Genomic DNA, 13,578 nt, shown 5'->3' with positions numbered 1-13,578 from the left:
TCAATATCCTCAGCGTAGTTCTTCGATCTCACGGGAGACGCGTTCGGCCGGATCTGTCGCGATCCGCTCGAGGACGGTCAGGCGCTCGGTCAGTTCGGCAATGCGATGTTTCAGCTCAACGTTTTCTGCCCGGATCGCATCCATCTCTCGTTCGGACAGTCGCTCGGCCTGGTCCGGTGCCGTGAAGCCGGCCTGTACCTTCAGCAGGTTCAGGACCACGCCGGCAACGATGAAGGCCAACGCGAGCGAGAAGATGAGCATCCAGAACATGGTCAGGATTCGATGCGGGTCGGTTGTCGCTCAAGAAGCGCGTCGATCTGCTCGGCTGTCTGGATTCCGCGATCGGTGACGATCCGTTCGAGCACCGCAAGCCTCGCTTCGAGCTTCTTCTTCTCTGCGGATTCTCGAGCGGCCTCTTCCAGAGCTTTCCGCCCGATCACACGAAGCTCCATGACCTTATAGCAGATCCACATGATGGCGACGCCGGCCGTTATGCCGGCAATCGGGATCAGGGGCGCAAAGTTCATGGACTCACCCTCCGCTTGGAATTGTTATCGAAGCTGCTCGATCTCGCGGGCGAGGGAGCGGTTCTCGGTCGTCACATAGCTCTCGACATCACCGAGCCGGCGATCGATGTCTTTCAGCCGCAACCGAATGTCCCGAGCGGTTCGGGTTGGGGACCGGCGAACCGACTGCCAGAACTCGCGCGTCTCCGTGTCCGTCCCCTCAAGCTCGCGCGGCCTGTCGGGCGCGACCCATCCGGCGATGAAATAGACCGGGAGGATGGAGCCGCTGCTCAGGAACACTGCCGCGATCATCGTGATCCGGACGAGGGTCACGTCGAAACCAGTGTAGTCCGCGAGTCCGGCGCAGATCCCCATGATCTTGCCGTTGCGCTTGTCCCGGTAGAAGCGGGTGCGGCTGGGTGGCTGATAGGCCATGGTCATTCTCCGGTCCGGACGCGCGAGCGGCCGCGGCTGCGAACTTCGCTCAGCTCTTCGGCGATGCGGTCCGTGGCGTCGGGCAGGCACTGCTGCCTCCAGTTCGGATTTTCGGCGGTCATGATGCGCTCGATCGAGCAGAGGCGATCGTCGAGCCTGCGGGCGAGATCATACAACTCGTCAAGCAATTTTTCGTCGGCGCCGGTGATGGTCGCCGTCTGCTTCCACTTCGTGACGTAGTGAAACACCAGCCACGGCAGTCCCAGGAAAAGGATTCCGACGACCAGTACAGGAATAAGCACGTCCTCCATATTCTAATCCCCTTTGCGCTTCAGCGCGGCCTTCATGGCTTCCAGTTCGGCGTCGACCTTTTCGGACGCCTGCAGCTCTGCAATCTCTTCTTCGAGGCTCTTCGGCCCGGTCATTCCGAGCGCGTCCGCACGCCCTTCGGCAAAGTCGGCGCGGCGCTCCAGAACATCGAACTTGGAGAAGGCGTCTTCGGTACGCCCTCCGTGAAGGATCTCGCGAGCCTTCGCGCGAGTGACCGCGCTTTCCAGCCGCGCCGCAATAGCATTCTGGCGGGCGCGAGCCTCGCGCAGCTTGCCCTGCAGTTTGGAGATATCGGCTTCGTAGGTCTTCAGCGTCTCGTCGATCTGGTCGATCTCGGCGCGAAGGCCCTCGGCCATGTCGGTGGCCTTTTGGCGCTCTATTAGCGCCGCCTTGGCCAGGTCCTCTCGGTCCTTGCTCAGCGCGAGCTCGGCCTTCTCGGTCCAGCTCGATTGAAGATCTTCGAGGCGCTTGAGCGCCCGGCGCATTTCCTTCCCGTCGGCAATCGAGCGCGCGGCGCTAGCCCGCACTTCCACCAACGTCTCTTCCATCTCGAGAATGATCATGCGGATCATCTTCGCCGGGTCTTCTGACCGGTCGAGGAGCTCCGTCATGTTCGCCGCGAAGATGTCCCTCGTTCGAGAGAAGATACCCATTTCGTACTCCGCAATCGTAATCAGGCCTGTATGCCTAAATTCTATACAAGGTTCGTGCCACTTTAACGGAATTCTCAAAAGTCCGCCAAAACAACCGAAATCCGCCAAAAATTCTGTCGAAATATCTTGCCAACAGATGGGGTCTGACACCAACTGTCAGTGCAATGGAGCGGACAAATCAATTCGTCGGGCAAAGCCTCGCCTTTCTCGACGCGGTCGAGCGCGCGAGCCGCGCGGCGCCGCTCAATCGCCCTGTCCTTGTGATCGGCGAACGCGGCACCGGCAAGGAATTGATCGCAGAACGTCTGCACCATTTGTCCGGCCGCTGGGCCGCGCCTCTGATCGTGATGAACTGCGCCGCGCTTCCCGAAACCCTGATCGAGGCGGAGTTGTTCGGACACGAAGCCGGAAGCTTCACCGGTGCGTCGAAGACCCGGCACGGCCGCTTTGAGGAAGCGGATGGCGGGACCTTGTTCCTCGATGAGCTTGGTACGCTTTCGATGCCGGCGCAGGATCGTCTCCTCCGCGCGGTGGAATATGGCGAAATCACCCGGATTGGCGCGTCCAAGCCGATCGACGTAGACGTCCGCATCGTCGCGGCGACCAATGCTAGTCTTCCAGCCGAGGTCGAGAAGGGCAGGTTCCGCGCCGACCTGCTCGACCGGCTGTCCTTTGAGGTCGTAACCTTGCCCCCGCTTCGTGCGCGGACCGGCGACATTCCATTGCTGGCCGATCATTTCGGTCGCCGCATGGCCGTCGAGCTGGACTGGCCGAACTGGCCCGGTTTCTCCACGACCGCGGTTGGAGAGCTCGAGGGCTATTCCTGGCCCGGAAATATTCGCGAACTCAAGAACGTAGTGGAACGTGCTGTCTACCGATGGGAGGATCCGGAACGGCCGGTCGAGGCCATCCAGTTCGACCCGTTCCATTCGCCCTGGGCGCCGCAGGCAACGACTTCGCAGCCTCGCGCGCAGGTCGAGCCGGAGTCCGAGATCGAAGCATCGGAGGCCGCGTCCCCGGTCGCTCCTCCGACATCGACCAGCGACTTCCGTGCGGCGGTTTCAGACTATGAGCGAGCGCTTCTCCAGAACGCGCTCGCGGCGAACCGATTCAACCAGCGCGCAACCGCGACCGCGCTCAATCTCAGCTACGACCAGCTTCGCCACGCTCTGAAGCGCCACAAGCTGCTGGAAACCGACACCGCCTGACGTTCGTCCGTTCGTCGATTCAGCGCTGAAAACCGCCGCAGATTGGCGTATCCTGCAAGAGCAAGTGAGGAGGCTTTTATGAAAGCACTGGTCCTTGCTGTCAGCACCGCGGCTCTGACCGCGGCACTCCCAGCATATGCAGGCGTAATGGTCATCGGAGGCAGCTACGCTCAGGGCTGCTTCAAGGCTGCCGAGCAGCACAATACGACTCTGGAGTCGCTCAACACATGCGACAGCGCATTCTCGGAAGAAGCGCTTTCGCCTCAGGATGAGCTGGCGACCCATGTGAACCGCGGCATCCTGCTGATGCTGCGCGACGATTATAGTCGCGCCTATTCCGACTTCAGCACGGCAATGGCGATGGATCCGAACCGGTCGGAGCCATATCTGAACATGGCGATCCTGCAGCTTCGGAACGAAAAGAGCGCGGAAGCGGTGCCGCTGTTCTCCAAAGCCATCGAGCTCCGTACGGAACTGCCGGAAGTGGCCTATTACGGCCGAGCTCTTGCCAATGAGGACGTCGGCAACTTGAAGGCCGCCTACACGGACCTCCAGCAGGCGACTTCGCTCAAGCCGAAGTGGGATGCCCCGCGGCGTGACCTGGCACGGTACAAGGTGAGCCGCCGCTAAGCGGCTCGCCCATTCCTAGTGCTGGTTGGTCATCGCCAGCAGCATCGGGATCGACAGCAATGTGTTGATCCTGGAGAAGATCATCGCCGTGCGCGCTGACTTGGCCTTGCTTGCATCGTCAGCTTCCACGATTCCCAGCGCGCGCTTCTGGTTCGGCCAGATCACGAACCAGACGTTGAAGGCCATGATCAGCGCGAGCCACATGCCGATGCCGATCAGCCGGTTGGACGGATCGTTGAGCAGAAGCGCTTTCTCCTCGCCGTACAGGTAGGCGACGATTAGTCCTGTCAGGACGGTGAAGGCGGCGCCCCAGCGGAAGTAGAACAGAGCCTTCGGCGCGATGTATTTCGACACGCCTGGCTTCAGCTCGGCCGGGACCGACGGCATGGTCGGGATCTGCACGAAGTTGAAGTAGTAGAGCAGGCCGATCCAGGTGATGCCGAAGAATACGTGCAGCCACTGGAACAAGCCCAGCCAGAGATTGCCTGCACCGACCGAGTTTCCGTAACCGCTGTCCGGGAACACCGCGATCAGGATCGCCAGCACGAGTCCCGCGATCAGGACGCCATTCAGGTTTTCAAAAAACTTTCCCATGTCTCTCCCCCAGTCCACCGCTTGAGCGGCGCTGGGGAACTACTTACGGCCCGAAACATCAAATCGCAACATCTGCGATGAACAGCGGAGCGACTGGGCTCGCTCAACGTTGTTCGGGCAACACCCGAAGGAGAATGACCGCCATGGCTTTTCAGCTTCCCGATCTGCCCTTTTCGAAGGACGCGCTTGCGCCGCACATGTCGGCCGAGACACTCGAGTTCCACCACGGCAAGCACCACGCGACCTACGTCAAGAAGACCAACGAGATGATCGAGGGGAAAGGCGACCTCTCCGGCGCCTCGCTGGTCGACGTGGTGCGCAAGGCGGGCACCAGCGGCGACAAGAAGCTCTTCAACAACAGCGCCCAGCTCTGGAACCATAGCTTCTTCTGGCAATGCCTTAGCCCCGACAAGCAGCAGCCGAGCGGCAAGCTCGCGCAGCTGATCAACGACGGGTTCGGCGGCATCGAACCCATGCTCCAGAAGCTCGGCGACGAGGCCGTGAATCACTTCTCGAACGGCTGGGCGTGGCTCCTGCTCGACCGCGATCAACTCAAGATCACGTCGCTGCACGATGCGGACACTCCATTGGTGCACGACGGAATGGTGCCGCTCTTCACGCTCGATGTGTGGGAACACGCCTATTACATCGACTATCGCAATGAGCGGCCGAAGTTCGTGACCTCGGTCCTTTCGAACATCGTGAACTGGGATTTCGTTGCCCAGAACCTCGATGGGAAGGGCGCCGACCGTGCCAACCAGGAAGCGTCAACCTCGAAGCAGCCTGAACTGACGACCTAACCGCCACGCTTCTTGCGGAGCCCTTTACGCCCCTCCATACCTGTGCCGGTATGGGGGGATACGAGGCATGAGGCGACGTACGCTGGTAATAGGCGCGTCTGTCGCCGCCGTAACCGCAGCCGGCGCTGCGGCTGCCTTACAGCCGCTAGCCGCAGAGCCTGAAGGCGAAAAGGATTGCGGGAGCATCCTTCCGCCGGTGCAGGCGTCACACGCCGTTTCTGCCGATCAGCAGGTTCAGGAGCCTCGCTGGGAGCAGAAGGGCGGAACCGTCAACGACGCCAGCTGCCTCAGCAGGACGGCGGTCGCCGGGATCGTCGCTCCTCGGAGCGAGAAGGAGGTTCAGCAGGCGCTGGCCTACGCGAAGGCCACAGGCCTCTCGATTTCACCAGCGGGCGTCCGGCACAGCATGGGGGGCACGCCTTCCGCCGGGCGGCGTGATGCTCGACATGCGGCACATGAACAGCATCCGGCTCGACCCGGAAAAATTGACAGTCGTCGTCGGTGCGGGTGCGACCTGGCATGACATTCAGAACGCCATCCATCCGCGGTTCGCGGTCAAGGCGATGCAATCCACGGACATCTTCACGGTTGGCGGTTCAATCTCGGTCAATGCCCATGGAATGGATCATCAGGCCGGCGCGGTCCGGAATTCCATCCGATCGTTGAGGGTATTGCTGGCCGACGACCGGATTGAAACTGTCTCGCGCGAACAGAATCCGGCACTCTTCGACCTTATCGTCGGCGGATATGGCCTGTTCGGGATCATCCTTTCAGCCGAGCTGGAGGTCGTTCCGAACTCCATCTACTGGTCTGAGCGCGAGCTCATCGCCACGAGGGATCTGCCGGCAAAGCTGGCGAAGATCATCGCTGATCCGTCAATTGGCCTGATGTACACGCATATCTCGACGGCGCCCGGGTCACTCCTCGATGAGGCGCTGATCTACACCTATCGCAAGACCGACGAGGGGGGTGCCGAGCGGGCGCCGCTGAAGGACGTCGGCTCAGTGAAAATGCGCCGTCTGACGGTCAATCTTGCGAAGCGCTCGACGGCGTTTCGAAGCTTCAAATGGTGGGCGGAGAAGAATCTCGAACACCGGTTCGAGGCCTGCACCGTCACCCGCGCTCAGGCGATGAAAGACGGCGAGGCCTGCCTCGTATCCCGCAACGACCCGATGCACGACAGCGTCCCGTACCTCCGCAACGCGATGAAGAATGACACCGACATCCTTCAGGAATATTTCGTCCCCGCGAGCAATTGCTGCCATTCGTCGTCGGCCTGAGGAACATCGTCCGAACGCATGACGCGAACCTGCTCAACGTTTCGGTCAGGGTCGTCGGAAAGGAAGCGAACAGGCTCAGCTACGCGCCGGAGCCCGCCTACTCGGTTGTGCTCTATTTCAACCAGCGAACCGACGCGGACGGCAACGCGAAGATGGCCAGACTGACGAGCGACCTGATCGACCTGGCCCACGCCAAGGGCGGGCGCTTCTTCCTGCCCTACCAGCTTCACTACGGTCCACAGCAGCTTGTCGATTCCTATCCGGAAATCCGCGAGTTCTTCGCCGCCAAGCGGAAGTGGGACCCGGAAAATCGCTTTAGCAACACCTGGTACGAACGCTACGCGCCGGCCTTTAGCTGACGCTCAATAGTCGTAGACGTGCTCGATCTCGCCGCCCGACGAACGGATGGAGCGAAAGAGCGGAAGCAGGGCAGGAACCTTGGTCGATAGGCCGATGCGCTGCCAACCGGGCCGGTCGGGTAAGGGCATTGCCATCAATTTGGTCGCACCGGTCACGGGATTGGCTTTGATCGGAACGAGCGCGGTGACGAAGATGTCGTCGTTTCCGCTGATCTCAACCAGCTGAACGGGGCTTTGCGACAGCTTTGTCAGCAAGTCGCTGAACTGAGCGTAGCGGGGTGCTTCAACCAAAGCATCGCCGGCGCCGACCTTGCCAACGGGCTTAAGTCGCCCGTCCACGCGCTCAATCTGCTCCGGATTTCCCTTGGCAACGAAGCGGAGCGTCCGCTCGTCAGGGCCCAGGCTGGCGCCGGACGCCCATCCGATCAGCGACGCATATCCGGCCTTCACGCCATATTCGCCGCTGAGCGCGAGACGCCGTTCCCAGTGACGGACCTTGTGCTTCGGTTCGGTGGTGCTCCACAGTCCCGAGAGGGCGCGCCCGAACGGAAATTCATACCAGGGCGTTTCGTGCATGAATGCGCCGTACCGCCGCTGTATTTTGGTCGCGTAGCGATCGTCGGCGCTGTCCCAGCCCCGATCCATTCGGAAACCCGCCCGACCGTGTTCTCGTAGAAGCCTTTGACCAGAAGCTCGGCCGAGAAGCTGAGACCGATCGTGTAGAGCATGACCCGCGTGCCGCCGTCTGCTCCTCCGCTTGCTGCTGAAGCGCGATTGACCGCGCAATAGCTCGACCAGAAGCCGCGGATGTCACGCAGGTAGGAATAGCCGCTGGGCGGATTGCGCTCGAGGAAGCGGGCGAAGCTCTCCGCCGAATAGACGATGTGCCATTCGGGATAGGTCAGCCAGGTTCGCGCTTCCTCGCGTTGCCATGCCTTGTCCCTTACGAGCGGTTTGTAACCGTCGGCTTTGGCCTCGCCTGAGCAGCCGATTTCTATGTAGAGAATCGGAATCGCCGCGAGCGCTGCCAACCCGCCGGCAATGCCCAGCAGGACTTTCCAGCGGCGCTTCACGCGGTCGCGGGCTCACCGGCGCTGCGGCGACGCGCGATGAGGTAGCCGACGATGATCGCGAAGCCGCCGATTGCGATATGCGGCAAGTTGGCCGCGATGCGGGTCTCCAGCGGGATGTTTGCAGGCCCGTGAAGGATGATGCCGAGGTCGAGATAGCCCATGCCAGTCAGCAGTCCGCAGACCCCGTCAAGGAAATAGAGTGGGCCGAAGATGCGGAAATAGGTGCGGGTCGCGCCGTAGGATTTCCAGGCTGCGATCGCTGCCCAAATACCTGAGCCGAGGTGGAGCGCATCGTCCCACCACTGGAGCTTGAACAGTCCGAAAAGATAGCCGTTCATGTCCATCAGTGGCGGCATGTAGCCCAGGGCGGTGACGCCCACGAACAGCAGGGCGTATGCCCAGCCGATAAGCCTCACAAATTGCTGCATGATTACCCCCGGTAGTGCCCGGAAGGCAGTGTGCCTTCGCCTATTGCTTAAGTCGATAGCCGGTTCGGAATATCCACCAGATCACGCTCGCGCAGACGAGGAAGAACGCAAACGTAGCTGTCAGTGCCGCTTCGAACGACACGTCAGCAGTTCCGAAGAAGGTCCACCTGAAACCGTTGATTAGATAAACGACCGGATTGAACAGGGTGATGCTCCGCCATGGCTGGCCCAGCATGTCGATCGAATAAAAAGCACCTCCGAGGAAGGTGAGGGGCGTAACCACCAGCAAGGGGATGATCTGGAGCTGCTCGAAGCCCTTGGCCCAGACGCCGACGATGAAGCCGAACAGGCAAAAGGTCCCCGCCACCAGCAGAAGGTAGAGAAGCATCAGGATGGGGTGTTTGACCTGCACGTCGACGAACAGATGGGCGGTCACGAAGATCACCAAAGCGACGATAATCGCCTTGCTCGCGGCCGCACCGACATAGCCCAGTACTGTCTCTAGAGCGCTCAGCGGCGCCGAAAGGATCTCGTAGATGGTACCGGTGAAGCGCGGCATGTGGATGCCGAAGCTCGAATTGAATATGCTTTCATTGAACAACGACAGCATCATCAATCCCGGGACGATGAAGCTGCCGTAGTCGATTCCATTGATCTCGCGCATCCGGGAACCGATCGCCGACCCGAACACGACGAAATAGAGCGAAGTCGTAATGACCGGCACCGCCAGCCCGGTCCACAGCGTCCGGCGGAAACGGTGCATCTCGAACTTGTAGATGGCCCAGATGCCATGGAGATTCATGCCGCGGCCCTCTTGTGGTTGATCAGGCCCACGAAAATGTCTTCCAGGCTGGACTGGTGCGTATCAAGGTCCTTGAAGCCGATGCCGGCGTCTCGCATCGCGGTCAAAAGCGAGGGAATGCCGGTTCGCTCAGCCTTGGCGTCGAATTCGTATGTCAACATCCCGCCGTCGGCGCTCAGCTTCAGGTTCCACTCGCCAAGTGCAGGCGGCACCGCGTCCAGTCGCTCGGTAAGTTGCAGGTGCAGCACCTTGCGGCCGAGCTTCTTCATCAGCTCGTTCTTCTCTTCGACAAGGATGAGCTCGCCCTTGTTGATGACGCCCACCCGGTCGGCCATTTCCTCTGCTTCCTCGATGTAGTGCGTCGTCAGGATGATTGTCGTGCCGTCCTCCCGAAGGCGGCGGACCATGTTCCACATGTCGCGGCGAAGCTCGACGTCCACACCGGCGGTGGGCTCGTCGAGGAACAGGATGTCCGGATCGTGGGCGAGGGCCTTGGCGATCATGACGCGGCGCTTCATCCCGCCCGACAATTCCTTTAGGATCGTCTTCCTCTTGTCCCACAACGACAGCTCGCGGAGAATCTCTTCGATCCGCTTCGGGTCGGGACGGCGGCCGAACAGCTCGCGGCTGAAGCTGACGGTGCTTATCAGCGGCTCGAATACGTCCATCGTGAGTTCCTGGGGGACGAGACCGATCCGCTTGCGCGCTTCGCGATAGTTGCGCTGCCAGTCCTTGCCGTCGATCAGCACTTCGCCCGCGGTCGGTTTCACGATACCGCAGATGATGCTGATCATCGTCGTCTTGCCGGCGCCGTTCGGCCCCAGAAGAGCGAATATCTCGCCGCGCCTGATATCGAGATTGATCGGCTTCAGCGCCTCGGTACCGCTGCCGTAGACTTTTGTCAGGCCGCGAATGGATAGGATTGGATCGGTCATTCTACCGGCGTGTCCGTGATCACTTCGCCCTTGCTCTCAGGATCCAGCCCGTGCCGAAGAAGCATTGGCATATTGGCGATAGCGAAGACCAGCGAGACGATCGTGACGCCCCAGACCTTGACTGTCAGCCAGGTGTCGAAGTCAAGGGTCGCGCGCATGATCTCGTTCGCGATGGCCAGAGCCACGAAGAAGAGAGCCCAGTTGCGGCTGAGCTTCATCCAGCCCTCCTGGGTGAGGCCCGGAAAGACGGGGCCGAACAGCCATTTGAGAAGGGGCTTCCCGCGAAGAAGACCGCCACCGAGCAACACCGCGAAACCGATGTAGATAACGGTCGGCTTCATCTGGATGAACTTCGGATCGCGCAAGTAGAGCGTGATCGCTCCAAATCCCAGGATCAGGATGGTTGAGATCCAGACCATCGGCGACACGCGCTTCACCACCGCGAGCCCGATGGCGATCGAGATGATCACGGCGACCATGAAGGCGAGGGTCGCGACCAGCGACCCCTGCAAACCGGACCCAGCCACCTTGTAGGCGATGAAGAAGACGAGGAGCGGCCCGTAATCGAGCAGCATCGTCCATGACGATCCCTTGCGTGCAGGTTCGCTCATTCGGGTGGCAGTCCTGCAATGGCCCGCGCAACCGCCCGCGGATCGAACGGGCGCAGGTCGTCGGCCGTCTCGCCGACGCCAATCGCATGGATCGGAAGCCCGAACTTCTCGGCAGCGGCTACCAGCACGCCGCCGCGCGCGGTGCCGTCCAGCTTGGTCATGATGAGCCCGGTCACCCCGGCGCTCTCGCGGAACACCTCCACCTGCGCAAGCGCGTTCTGACCGGTCGTCGCGTCCAGCACGAGCAAGATGTCATGGGGCGCTTCGGGATTGAGGCGACCGAGCACGCGGCGGATCTTGGACAGTTCCTCCATCAGGTGCGATTTGTTCTGGAGGCGGCCAGCGGTGTCGACGACCAGCACGTCGATCCCCGTTGCAGTTGCCTGCTTCACGCCATCGAACACGATGCCCGCCGCGTCGCCGCCTTCCTTACCCGTAATGACGGGTGCGCCGATGCGGTCGCCCCAGATCTTGAGCTGTTCGATGGCAGCGGCGCGGAAAGTGTCACCAGCAGCGAGCAGGACGCCGTAATCCTGCTCCTTCAGCCAATGTGCCAGCTTGCCGATCGTCGTCGTCTTGCCGGAGCCATTGACCCCGATCACCAGAATGACATGCGGCCGCGGAAAGCCCCACACCTGTAGAGGCTTGGCCACGGGAGTGAGGATCTTCTCGATCTCATCGGCGAGGATCGATCGAAGACCCCGTTCGTCGAGGCGCTCGAACTTCTGGCGGGCGATGGCTTCGCGGATGCGATGGGATGCTTCCGGACCCAGGTCCGAAGCGATCAGCGCTTCTTCGATGTCGTCGAGAGTCGCCGTATCCAGTGCCGCACGGCTGGTCAGGCCGGTCAGGTTTTCCGCGACACGATCCGCTGTCTTTGCAAACCCGCCACGCAAGCGGTCGAGCCAACTCATGCCCACACCGCCGTCAGGTGATCGCCGTCGCTGCGGACAATGCGCGCGGTGCCGGTGTCGCCGCGCGAGGTGCCTTCAATGCGGACCGGGGCAAAGCCGTCGCTATGGCCCTTGCTGTTGTTCTCGATGAGCACTTGCTGGTTGGAGCCAACGAGGCCGCCGAGCCAGCGAGTCCTCCGTTGAGCGGCAGCCTGTCGCAGCCGGGCAGCACGGGCCTTTACGAGTTCCCGCGAAAGCTGGGGCATGCGGTCGGCCGGAGTTTCGGGCCTTGGCGAGAAGGGAAAGATGTGGGCGGCAACGACGTCGCAATCCTCAAGTAATTTCAGACTGTTCAGGGCCATTTCCTCGGTTTCGGTTGGGAAGCCGGCGATCAAATCGGCTCCTATGGTAGCGTCCGGCCGGACATCCTTGATGCGCTCGACCGTCCGGACCGCCTCGGCGCGGCTGTGGCGCCGCTTCATCCGCTTCAGGATCATGTCGTCGCCGGCCTGCAGCGAGAGATGGAAGTGCGGCATCAAGCGTGGCTCGCCCCCGACCAGCTCGAACAAAGCGTCGTCTATCTCGATACTGTCGAGCGATGAGAGCCGCAGGCGGGCGAGGGCAGGGATCGACTTCAGGAGTTGCTGGCACAACTTCCCTAGGTTCATCCCGCCGTGGTCGTAGCTGGTGATATCGACGCCCGTGAGGGCAATTTCCTTCGCCCCGCGATCGAGTTCTCGTTCAATCGCCTCGCGGATTGCTGCGAAGGGAAGGGACCTGCTCGGACCACGCGCCTGCCAGATCGAGCAGAAGGTGCAGCGGTGATCGCAGCCATTTTGCACGGCGACGAAGCTACGGACATGGCCCAGGAATCCGGCCGGAACGATTTGCGACGCCCTGCTGGCATCGAGCTGTAAGCTACCGATCTTATTGTCGTTTCCGACGACACGGTCGACTTCCGGCATATCCGCAAACGTCGCCGGATCGAGCTCTGCCGCGCACCCCGTTACGAGAATACGGGTATCCGGTCGCTGGCGGCGTGTGTGCCGGATCGCCTGCCGGGTTTGCCGCACCGCCTCATTCGTGACGGCGCAGCTGTTTACAACGATCCAATCCTCATTGGTCGTTGCCAACCGGCGGATGGTTTCGCTTTCAGCAAAGTTCAGCCGGCACCCGAGCGTAATCGTCTCGACGCTCACGCAAGCGCCTCCAGCTCGATTTCGCCCTTGAAGACGTAGGTTGCACTGCCACGCATGCGGATCGGCTCGCCCGGCGCCCAGGCAATCGTCAGGGATCCGCCTCGCATGGTGACTTTCACCGGCGACTGAACGCGCTTTGTCAGGATTGCAGCGACCGCCGTTGCGCTGGCGCCGGTGCCACAGGCTCGGGTAATGCCGGCGCCGCGCTCCCAGGTCCGAAGGCGGATGCCGTCGGGATGGACCTCGGCGACGTTCACGTTGATCCGGTCGGGGAACACCGGGTCGTGTTCGATCCGCGGGCCGAGCTCGTCGAGGTCGATGCTGTCGGCATTGTCGACGAAGAAGACGACGTGCGGGTTGCCGACGCTGAGCGCCACCGGATTGTGAAGCTCACCCCACGCCATCGGCATCGGGTTGGTCGGTATGGCGTAGGTGACCGGTACTTGGTCCCATTCGAAATGAGGTTCGCCCAGCGATACCTCGATATCGCTGCCGTCTTCCTCACCCCTGACGAGGCCGCCGCCAGTCTCAATCGTCTTGGCGTGAGTTAGCGCGACTACGCAGCGCGAGGCGTTGCCGCAGCTCTCGACCTCGATCCCGTCATGGTTCCAGATCCGCATTCGCAAATCGGCGACAGTCGACTTCTCAAGGACGACCAATTGGTCGCAGCCGATACCCGTCTTGCGATCCGAGACTGCGCGGGCAAGCGGCTCGTCCATCGCGAGTGGCTCTTCGCGCGCGTCGAAGATTACGAAGTCGTTTCCGAGCCCGTGCATCTTGTGAAAGGTGCGTGTCATGACTTGCAGCGGCAATTAGGGACGGGCAGAGGGCAAGTCCACCAG

20 protein-coding genes are annotated in these 13,578 nt (G+C 61.5%); 5 read left to right on the top strand and 15 right to left on the bottom strand.

The window, feature by feature from the left end; genetic code table 11:
* Window positions 1-9: 9 nt before the first annotated feature.
* Genes H9L14_RS07040 through pspA form a run of 5 tightly spaced genes read right to left on the bottom strand, consistent with a single transcriptional unit; the run spans window position 10 to window position 1,924 of the window.
* A complete protein-coding gene (locus H9L14_RS07040; RefSeq protein ID WP_187709749.1) occupies window positions 10-270 on the bottom strand; it encodes a hypothetical protein in 261 nt (86 codons plus the stop codon).
* A 2-nt stretch (window positions 271-272) separates the two neighbouring features.
* Window positions 273-527 carry a hypothetical protein gene (locus H9L14_RS07035; protein ID WP_187709748.1) on the bottom strand — a complete coding sequence of 85 codons (255 nt, stop codon included), beginning with the start codon at window positions 525-527 and terminating at the stop codon, window positions 273-275.
* Between the two features lie 24 nt (window positions 528-551).
* Entirely contained in the window at window positions 552-947 is a 396-nt protein-coding gene (pspC, locus tag H9L14_RS07030; protein WP_246444544.1) for an envelope stress response membrane protein PspC, read from the bottom strand.
* A complete protein-coding gene (pspB, locus tag H9L14_RS07025; RefSeq protein WP_187709747.1) occupies window positions 944-1,252 on the bottom strand; it encodes an envelope stress response membrane protein PspB in 309 nt (102 codons plus the stop codon). Before pspB ends, pspC begins: the two co-directional genes overlap by 4 nt.
* 3 nt (window positions 1,253-1,255) lie before the next feature.
* A complete protein-coding gene (gene pspA / locus H9L14_RS07020; protein ID WP_187709746.1) occupies window positions 1,256-1,924 on the bottom strand; it encodes a phage shock protein PspA in 669 nt (222 codons plus the stop codon).
* 164 nt (window positions 1,925-2,088) lie between these two features.
* Here pspA and pspF point away from each other — a divergent pair, with 164 nt between their 5' ends.
* Window positions 2,089-3,132, top strand: coding sequence for a phage shock protein operon transcriptional activator (gene pspF, locus H9L14_RS07015; protein ID WP_187709745.1), 1,044 nt, complete (start codon window positions 2,089-2,091; stop codon window positions 3,130-3,132).
* Window positions 3,133-3,210: 78 nt separating this feature from the next.
* Window positions 3,211-3,762 (top strand): tetratricopeptide repeat protein, encoded by a 552-nt coding sequence (locus H9L14_RS07010; protein ID WP_187709744.1) that lies wholly within the window; start codon window positions 3,211-3,213, stop codon window positions 3,760-3,762.
* A 15-nt stretch (window positions 3,763-3,777) separates the two neighbouring features.
* On the opposite strand, the gene H9L14_RS07005 is transcribed toward H9L14_RS07010, so the two are convergent.
* Window positions 3,778-4,356: a urate hydroxylase PuuD gene (locus tag H9L14_RS07005; protein WP_187709743.1), complete on the bottom strand. Its 579-nt coding sequence runs from the start codon at window positions 4,354-4,356 to the stop codon at window positions 3,778-3,780.
* Window positions 4,357-4,499: 143 nt separating this feature from the next.
* Here H9L14_RS07005 and H9L14_RS07000 point away from each other — a divergent pair, with 143 nt between their 5' ends.
* From H9L14_RS07000 to H9L14_RS15715, 3 genes are all read left to right on the top strand, one after another.
* Complete coding sequence (locus tag H9L14_RS07000) at window positions 4,500-5,156, top strand: superoxide dismutase (protein WP_187709742.1); 657 nt, start codon at window positions 4,500-4,502, stop codon at window positions 5,154-5,156.
* Between the two features lie 437 nt (window positions 5,157-5,593).
* Window positions 5,594-6,436 carry an FAD-binding oxidoreductase gene (locus H9L14_RS15720; RefSeq protein WP_343070245.1) on the top strand — a complete coding sequence of 281 codons (843 nt, stop codon included), beginning with the start codon at window positions 5,594-5,596 and terminating at the stop codon, window positions 6,434-6,436.
* The gene (locus H9L14_RS15715; RefSeq protein ID WP_246444540.1) at window positions 6,412-6,795 is read left to right on the top strand and encodes a hypothetical protein; all 384 of its coding nucleotides are present in this window, start codon (window positions 6,412-6,414) and stop codon (window positions 6,793-6,795) included. Before H9L14_RS15720 ends, H9L14_RS15715 begins: the two co-directional genes overlap by 25 nt.
* A gap of 3 nt (window positions 6,796-6,798) precedes the next feature.
* Here H9L14_RS15715 and H9L14_RS15710 read toward each other — a convergent pair whose 3' ends face one another.
* Genes H9L14_RS15710 through dapF form a run of 9 tightly spaced genes read right to left on the bottom strand, consistent with a single transcriptional unit; the run spans window position 6,799 to window position 13,533 of the window.
* Complete coding sequence (locus tag H9L14_RS15710) at window positions 6,799-7,245, bottom strand: hypothetical protein (RefSeq protein WP_246444539.1); 447 nt, start codon at window positions 7,243-7,245, stop codon at window positions 6,799-6,801.
* On the bottom strand, window positions 7,242-7,868 hold the full coding sequence (locus H9L14_RS15705) for a hypothetical protein (protein ID WP_246444537.1): 627 nt from the start codon (window positions 7,866-7,868) through the stop codon (window positions 7,242-7,244). Before H9L14_RS15705 ends, H9L14_RS15710 begins: the two co-directional genes overlap by 4 nt.
* Window positions 7,865-8,296 carry a hypothetical protein gene (locus tag H9L14_RS06985; RefSeq protein WP_187709741.1) on the bottom strand — a complete coding sequence of 144 codons (432 nt, stop codon included), beginning with the start codon at window positions 8,294-8,296 and terminating at the stop codon, window positions 7,865-7,867. The genes H9L14_RS15705 and H9L14_RS06985 overlap by 4 nt, the downstream gene beginning before the upstream one ends.
* A 40-nt stretch (window positions 8,297-8,336) precedes the next feature.
* Window positions 8,337-9,098 carry an ABC transporter permease gene (locus H9L14_RS06980; protein ID WP_187709740.1) on the bottom strand — a complete coding sequence of 254 codons (762 nt, stop codon included), beginning with the start codon at window positions 9,096-9,098 and terminating at the stop codon, window positions 8,337-8,339.
* Entirely contained in the window at window positions 9,095-10,033 is a 939-nt protein-coding gene (locus H9L14_RS06975; RefSeq protein WP_187709739.1) for an ABC transporter ATP-binding protein, read from the bottom strand. The genes H9L14_RS06980 and H9L14_RS06975 overlap by 4 nt, the downstream gene beginning before the upstream one ends.
* Entirely contained in the window at window positions 10,030-10,644 is a 615-nt protein-coding gene (ispZ, locus tag H9L14_RS06970) for a septation protein IspZ (RefSeq protein ID WP_187709738.1), read from the bottom strand. The genes H9L14_RS06975 and ispZ overlap by 4 nt, the downstream gene beginning before the upstream one ends.
* Window positions 10,641-11,558, bottom strand: coding sequence for a signal recognition particle-docking protein FtsY (ftsY, locus tag H9L14_RS06965; RefSeq protein ID WP_187709737.1), 918 nt, complete (start codon window positions 11,556-11,558; stop codon window positions 10,641-10,643). Before ftsY ends, ispZ begins: the two co-directional genes overlap by 4 nt.
* Window positions 11,555-12,736, bottom strand: coding sequence for a tRNA (N(6)-L-threonylcarbamoyladenosine(37)-C(2))-methylthiotransferase MtaB (gene mtaB / locus H9L14_RS06960; RefSeq protein ID WP_187709736.1), 1,182 nt, complete (start codon window positions 12,734-12,736; stop codon window positions 11,555-11,557). The genes ftsY and mtaB overlap by 4 nt, the downstream gene beginning before the upstream one ends.
* Window positions 12,733-13,533 (bottom strand): diaminopimelate epimerase, encoded by an 801-nt coding sequence (gene dapF, locus H9L14_RS06955; protein WP_187709735.1) that lies wholly within the window; start codon window positions 13,531-13,533, stop codon window positions 12,733-12,735. Before dapF ends, mtaB begins: the two co-directional genes overlap by 4 nt.
* Window positions 13,534-13,578: the final 45 nt, after the last annotated feature.

This window comes from Sphingomonas sediminicola (assembly GCF_014489515.1).
GTDB classification, from domain to species: domain Bacteria; phylum Pseudomonadota; class Alphaproteobacteria; order Sphingomonadales; family Sphingomonadaceae; genus Sphingomicrobium; species Sphingomicrobium sediminicola.
This window is presented reverse-complemented; position numbering and strand designations above follow the sequence as displayed.

Bases quoted from the DNA above. Each gene is read 5' to 3' on its own strand.
- H9L14_RS07000 (WP_187709742.1), top strand. From the start codon at position 4,500: ATGGCTTTTCAGCTTCCCGATCTGCCCTTTTCGAAGGACGCGCTTGCG.
- pspF (WP_187709745.1), top strand. From the start codon at position 2,089: ATGGAGCGGACAAATCAATTCGTCGGGCAAAGCCTCGCCTTTCTCGAC.
- pspA (WP_187709746.1), bottom strand. From the start codon at position 1,924: ATGGGTATCTTCTCTCGAACGAGGGACATCTTCGCGGCGAACATGACG.
- H9L14_RS06980 (WP_187709740.1), bottom strand. From the start codon at position 9,098: ATGAATCTCCATGGCATCTGGGCCATCTACAAGTTCGAGATGCACCGT.
- ispZ (WP_187709738.1), bottom strand. From the start codon at position 10,644: ATGAGCGAACCTGCACGCAAGGGATCGTCATGGACGATGCTGCTCGAT.
- pspC (WP_246444544.1), bottom strand. From the start codon at position 947: ATGACCATGGCCTATCAGCCACCCAGCCGCACCCGCTTCTACCGGGAC.
- H9L14_RS06985 (WP_187709741.1), bottom strand. From the start codon at position 8,296: ATGCAGCAATTTGTGAGGCTTATCGGCTGGGCATACGCCCTGCTGTTC.
- H9L14_RS15720 (WP_343070245.1), top strand. From the start codon at position 5,594: ATGCTCGACATGCGGCACATGAACAGCATCCGGCTCGACCCGGAAAAA.
- H9L14_RS07010 (WP_187709744.1), top strand. From the start codon at position 3,211: ATGAAAGCACTGGTCCTTGCTGTCAGCACCGCGGCTCTGACCGCGGCA.
- H9L14_RS07035 (WP_187709748.1), bottom strand. From the start codon at position 527: ATGAACTTTGCGCCCCTGATCCCGATTGCCGGCATAACGGCCGGCGTC.
- dapF (WP_187709735.1), bottom strand. From the start codon at position 13,533: ATGACACGCACCTTTCACAAGATGCACGGGCTCGGAAACGACTTCGTA.
- H9L14_RS07040 (WP_187709749.1), bottom strand. From the start codon at position 270: ATGTTCTGGATGCTCATCTTCTCGCTCGCGTTGGCCTTCATCGTTGCC.
- H9L14_RS07005 (WP_187709743.1), bottom strand. From the start codon at position 4,356: ATGGGAAAGTTTTTTGAAAACCTGAATGGCGTCCTGATCGCGGGACTC.
- ftsY (WP_187709737.1), bottom strand. From the start codon at position 11,558: ATGAGTTGGCTCGACCGCTTGCGTGGCGGGTTTGCAAAGACAGCGGAT.
- H9L14_RS06975 (WP_187709739.1), bottom strand. From the start codon at position 10,033: ATGACCGATCCAATCCTATCCATTCGCGGCCTGACAAAAGTCTACGGC.
- pspB (WP_187709747.1), bottom strand. From the start codon at position 1,252: ATGGAGGACGTGCTTATTCCTGTACTGGTCGTCGGAATCCTTTTCCTG.